Source organism: Parafrankia sp. FMc2 (assembly GCF_041008525.1).
In the GTDB taxonomy this organism is placed as follows: Bacteria; Actinomycetota; Actinomycetes; order Frankiales; family Frankiaceae; genus Parafrankia.
In genome coordinates, this window is sequence record NZ_JBFLUG010000262.1 from 1 (window position 1) to 4869 (window position 4869).

Consider the following 4869-nt stretch of genomic DNA (forward strand, 5'->3'; position numbering starts at 1 on the left):
CCGCCCCCCGGCCGGCCCCACCGTCGGCGGCACCGACCAGGGTACCCCAGGACCGGGCGCCGGCCGCGGCCAGCGCCCGGTCCTGATCACGCAGGGCGCTGCGGGCCGCCGGCTGCGCCCGCCGGTAGGTGTGGAAGTGCCCCGGGTGGTAGAGGTGGGAGCGGCGGCCGCCGGCGTCCAGTGCCGGCCCGACGAGGATCAGCGTGTGCTTCCACAGCCGGTGCTCGCGGACGGTGTCGGCCAGCGTGTCCACGGTGGCGCGCACGATCAGCTCCTCCGGCCAGCTGACCTGGTAGGCGATCACACATGGGGTGTCCGGCGGGTAGCCGCCGGCGAGCAGCTCCTCGCGGAGCTGCGGGGACCGGGCGGCGGACAGGAACAGCGCCATCGTCGTGCCGTGCCTGGCCAGGTCACGGACCTCCTCCCCGGGCGGCATCGGTGTCTTCCCGCCACCGAGACGGGTCAGGATGACCGACTGGGCGATCTCCGGCACGGTCAGCTCCCGGCCGATCGCCGCGGCCAGCGCGGTGAAACTACTGACCCCGGGGACGATGTCGCAGGCCATCCCGAGCCGGTCGCAGATCTCCACCTGCTCCTGCACCGCACCCCACAGCGCCGGGTCCCCGGAGTGCACCCGGGCGACGTGCAGCCCGTCGGCGGCGGCCCGCCGGTAGATCGCCTCCACCCCTTCCAGTGGCAGCGCCGCCGAGTCGACGAGGTCCGCCCCGGCCCGGGCGTACCGCAGCACCTGTGGATGGACCAGCGACGACGCCCAGATCACGATGTCGGCGGCGCCGATCACCGCCGCGCCGCGGACCGTGATCAGATCCGCGGCGCCGGGCCCGGCGCCGACGAAACTGACCCGCCCGGTCACCGGGCCCGCCCGGGCCACCGCGGCCGGTGGGTCGCCAGCACCGTGGACAGGTAGGGGCCGGTCGCGTCGACGTCAAGGTCGCCGGCCGGGCGGATGTCCTGCTCGGGCAGGCCGAGGGCCGCCCCGTAGACGGCGTGCCCGGCCGGGCCGTCGAGGCGCCCCGCGGTCGCGAGGACCGCGCGCAGCGCCGGCAACGCCCGCCCGCCCTTGTACGCGACGACCGTGTCGAACGTGTCGACGGCCGCCTGGTAGGCCGGCACCCCGGCGGTCAGCGGCAACAACGCGACCGTCTCCGTGCCGTGCGCGAGGACCGTCCCGGAGCGGGCGGCCAGGTCCTGCATCGCGGTGATCCCCGGCACCGTGTCCAGGACCAGGTCGGGGACGAGCGTGGTCACGGCCGCGGCGAGCGCGGTGAACGTCGAGTACAGGTTCGGGTCGCCGATGGTCGCGAACGCCACCGTCACCGCGGCCGCGGCACCCGGCCGCTGGCTGTCACCGCGGTGGTGGCTGTCGGCGTGGCCGTGGCGTAGCGCGTCGGCGACGGTGCGGGCGGGGCCCGCGTAGTCGGCGTCGCCGGTCATCCGGAACGGCAACCGCACCACCCGGTCATGATCGACATGGCTGCGGACGGTCATCTCCGCCCGGCCCGGCACCGCCGTCCCGTCCCCACCGGCGCCCGGCCCGTACGGCCCGTGGCCGTCACTGACCGGGACGAACACCACATCGGCGTCCTGTAGGACCCGCACCGCGCGGAAGGTCACCAGGTCCGGGTCTCCCGGCCCGACCCCGACCCCGACCAGCCGCGGGCTTACTGTGCCGCTCACCGCGACGCCACCTCCCGTTCTCCGTTCGCACCAGGTGTCTGCTGGCCCGCCCCCGACGGGCGGGCGGTGTGGGCGGCGGCGACCAGCCGGGCCGCCAGCCCCGGCACTCCCGCCCAGTGCAGGTGCAGGTAGGAGGCGTGCACCCCGCCCCGGACAAAGCCCTCCACCTGCCCGTCGTCGCGGTCCGTGCCGGGTGGCGGGTCGATCCGCCAGGCCGGTGGGTCGCCCAGCGCCGCGCGGGGGACGGTCAGCCGGGTGCGGTGGAACTCGTGGGCGTGCACCACCGTGCCCGCCGCGGCCAGCGCACTGTCGGTGGCGGCGACCGCCCGCCGGTACCCCAGGGTGAGCCGTGGGCCCATCACCGCGTCGGTGTCGAGGACACCGCACATCCGCGTGCCGTCCAGGGACCGGCCCAGGTACAGCAGCCCGGCGCATTCCCCGATCACCGGTGCGCCGCGGGCGGCGAGGGCGGCGACGGCGGCGCGCAGCCGGGTGTTGGCGCCGAGGGCGGCGGCGTGCTCCTCGGGGAAACCGCCGCCGACGACGAGGGCGTCCGTGCCCGGAGGCAGGGTCTCGTCACGCAACGGGTCCACGGTGAGGACGTCGGCGCCGGCGGCGGTGAGCAGTTCCGCATGCTCGGCGTAGCCGAACGTGAACGCCGGCCCGCCGGCCACCGCCACCCGCACCGGCCGCCCCCGCCCCGGTGCCCGTGCCCGTGCCGGTGCCGGTGCGCCGGTGTGGCCGGCGGCCGCGGTGGGATCCGCCGCGGTGGGATCCCACGGGTCGGTGGCCAGCGGCGGGGCGGTCGCGGCCAGGCGCAGCAGCCCGTCCAGGTCGACCGCGGCGGCGGCGAGCACGCCGAGGCGGTCCACCGCGGCCCGGGCCGCGGCCGACCGTTCCGCCGCCGGGACCAGGCCCAGGTGCCGTGACGGGGTGTGCACCGTGTCGTCGCGGGGCAGCGCCCCGAACACCGCCACGCCGACGTCGGCCAGCGCCTCGGTGAGAATCCGCCGGTGCCGCGGTGACCCGACCCGGTTGAGGATCACCCCCGCCAGCCGCACCCGCGGGTCGAACCGGGCGAACCCGGCGACGAGGGCGGCCACGGACCGGCCCAGGCCCGACCCGTCGACGACGAGCAGCACCGGTGCGTCGAGCAGCCGTGCCACCGCCGCCGTCGACCCGTGGTCGGGCTCCTCGCCCGGGCGGGGGGTGGCGACCCCGTCGAACAGGCCCATCACCCCTTCGATGACCGCGACGTGCGCGCCGGCGGCGCCGTGCGCGAACAGCGGCGCGATGCGCCCCGCCCCGCACAGCACCATGTCCAGGTTGCGGCCGGGACGCCCGGTGGCCAGCGCATGGTAGGTCGGGTCGATGTAGTCCGGGCCGACCTTGTGCGGCGAGACCCGCAGCCCCCGCGCCGCCAACGCCGCCATCACCCCGGTCGCCACCGTCGTCTTCCCCGACCCGCTGCCCGGCGCGGCGATCACCAGCCGGGGGATGTCCAGCGGGCTCACCGGGTCACCATTCGATACCCCGCTGGCCCTTCTGCCCGACGTCCATCGGATGTTTCACCTTCGTCATCTCGGTGACGAGGTCGGCGGCGTCGAGGAGCGCCGCCGGCGCCTCCCGGCCGGTGATCACCACATGCTGGTGGCCGGGGCGGGCGGCGAGAACGGCGAGGACCTCGTCGAGGTCGATCCAGCCCCAACGCAGCGGGTACGTCAGCTCGTCGAGGACGTACAGCTGGTAGGTCTGCGCGGCCAGGTCACGGGCGATCTGCGCCCAGCCTTCCGCCGCCGCGCCCGCCGGGTCCTCCGCCAGCTCCAGGCGGCGCTGCACCCAGCTCCACCCCGACCCCATCTTGTGCCAGGTGACCGTCCCGCCGTGGCCGGTGTCAGCGAGCGCCCGCAGCGCCTTCTCCTCCCCGATGCGCCACTTCGCCGACTTGACGAACTGGAACACCCCGACCGGCCAGCCCTGCGCCCAGCCGCGCAACGCCAGCCCGAACGCGGCGGTCGACTTCCCCTTCCCCGTCCCGGTGTGCACGATCAGCAGCGGACGGTCGCGGCGCTGCCGCGTCGTCAGCCCGTCGTCGGGGACCTGCTCCGGCTGCCCCTGCGGCGCCATCAGGCCACCCACCCCGCCGCGCCGCCCACGCCCGCACCGGCGGCGCCGGGGGCGTGCAGCGCGTCCAGGCCGACGACGGACGCCCCGAGGGCGACAGCGAGCCGGCCCGCGAGACCCAGGCGCACCGGGCCGGTCTCGCAGTCGACCACCACACTGGTCAGCCCCGCCCGCCGCGGCGCCGTGCCGGGCGGGCGGCCCGTCCGGGTCGCGACCCCGCCGGCGCCGCGGACCAGTGCCCGCGCCGCCCCCTGCGGATCCGGCCCGGCGGTGGCCCGCCCGTCGGTGACGAGCACCAGCAGGGGACGCCTGTGCGGATCACGGCGGGCCTCGGCGCGCAGCACCCCCGCCGCGGCGTCCAACCCGGCCGCGATCGGGGTCCGCCCGCCGGTCGCCAGCCCCGCCAGGTACCGGGCCCCCACCTCCACACTGGACGTCGGTGCCAGTACCACCTGCGCCCCCGCCCCCCGGAACGTGATCATGCCGATGCGGTCGCGGCGCTGGTAGGCGTCGACGAGCAGGGACATCACCGCGGTCGCGACGTGCCGCAGCCGGGTGCGGGCCGCCATCGACCCGCTGGCATCGACGACGAACAGCACCAGGTTCCCCTCCCGGCCGCGGCGGTGCGGCCCGCGGCGGTCCGCCGGTGTCAGGACCAGTCCCGGGCCGGTGCGCCCGCGGAGCCGCTGGTGCGGCGCGGCGGCGCGCAGCGTCGCGGGCAGGTGCAGCCCGGGGGCGTCGGCCCCGGCGCCGGTCACCGCGCCGCGGGGCCCACCGGCCGCCGAACGGCGGCCCGCCGCCCCGGCGCCGACGCCGGCGACCTGCAGCAGCCGCGGCCGAAACGGCGCCCCGGCCGCACCGACCGTGCCCGTGGCAGCCCCCTGCCCGGGTCCGGGTTCCCGCCCCGGCCGGGGCGGGTGCGGCGGGACAGCAGGTCGCCCGCCCCCGCCCCGGCACTGGTTCCCGTGACGCCACGGTCCGCAAGCGCGCCGGGGGGCAGGCCACCGGCCGGCGGGGACGCCGCACCACCCGCCGAGGCCTGCCCCC

General features: G+C 77.5%; 5 protein-coding genes and 1 pseudogene. All 6 read right to left on the bottom strand.

Annotated features, from left to right (window positions below; translation table 11 throughout):
* On the bottom strand, window positions 1-874 hold an 874-nt coding region (cobM, locus tag AB1460_RS35635; protein ID WP_368966837.1), incomplete at its 3' end, for a precorrin-4 C(11)-methyltransferase.
* A complete protein-coding gene (gene cobI, locus AB1460_RS35640; protein ID WP_368966838.1) occupies window positions 871-1698 on the bottom strand; it encodes a precorrin-2 C(20)-methyltransferase in 828 nt (275 codons plus the stop codon). The genes cobM and cobI, both read right to left, overlap by 4 nt.
* Entirely contained in the window at window positions 1695-3212 is a 1518-nt protein-coding gene (locus tag AB1460_RS35645; protein ID WP_368966840.1) for a cobyrinate a,c-diamide synthase, read from the bottom strand. Before AB1460_RS35645 ends, cobI begins: the two co-directional genes overlap by 4 nt.
* Before the next feature lie 4 nt (window positions 3213-3216).
* Complete coding sequence (gene cobO, locus AB1460_RS35650) at window positions 3217-3825, bottom strand: cob(I)yrinic acid a,c-diamide adenosyltransferase (RefSeq protein ID WP_368966842.1); 609 nt, start codon at window positions 3823-3825, stop codon at window positions 3217-3219.
* Window positions 3825-4580 carry a VWA domain-containing protein gene (locus tag AB1460_RS35655; protein ID WP_420497452.1) on the bottom strand — a complete coding sequence of 252 codons (756 nt, stop codon included), beginning with the start codon at window positions 4578-4580 and terminating at the stop codon, window positions 3825-3827. Before AB1460_RS35655 ends, cobO begins: the two co-directional genes overlap by 1 nt.
* Window positions 4577-4869, bottom strand: a pseudogene (locus tag AB1460_RS35660) (hypothetical protein); the annotation flags it as partial. The pseudogene AB1460_RS35660 and the gene AB1460_RS35655, both read right to left, overlap by 4 nt.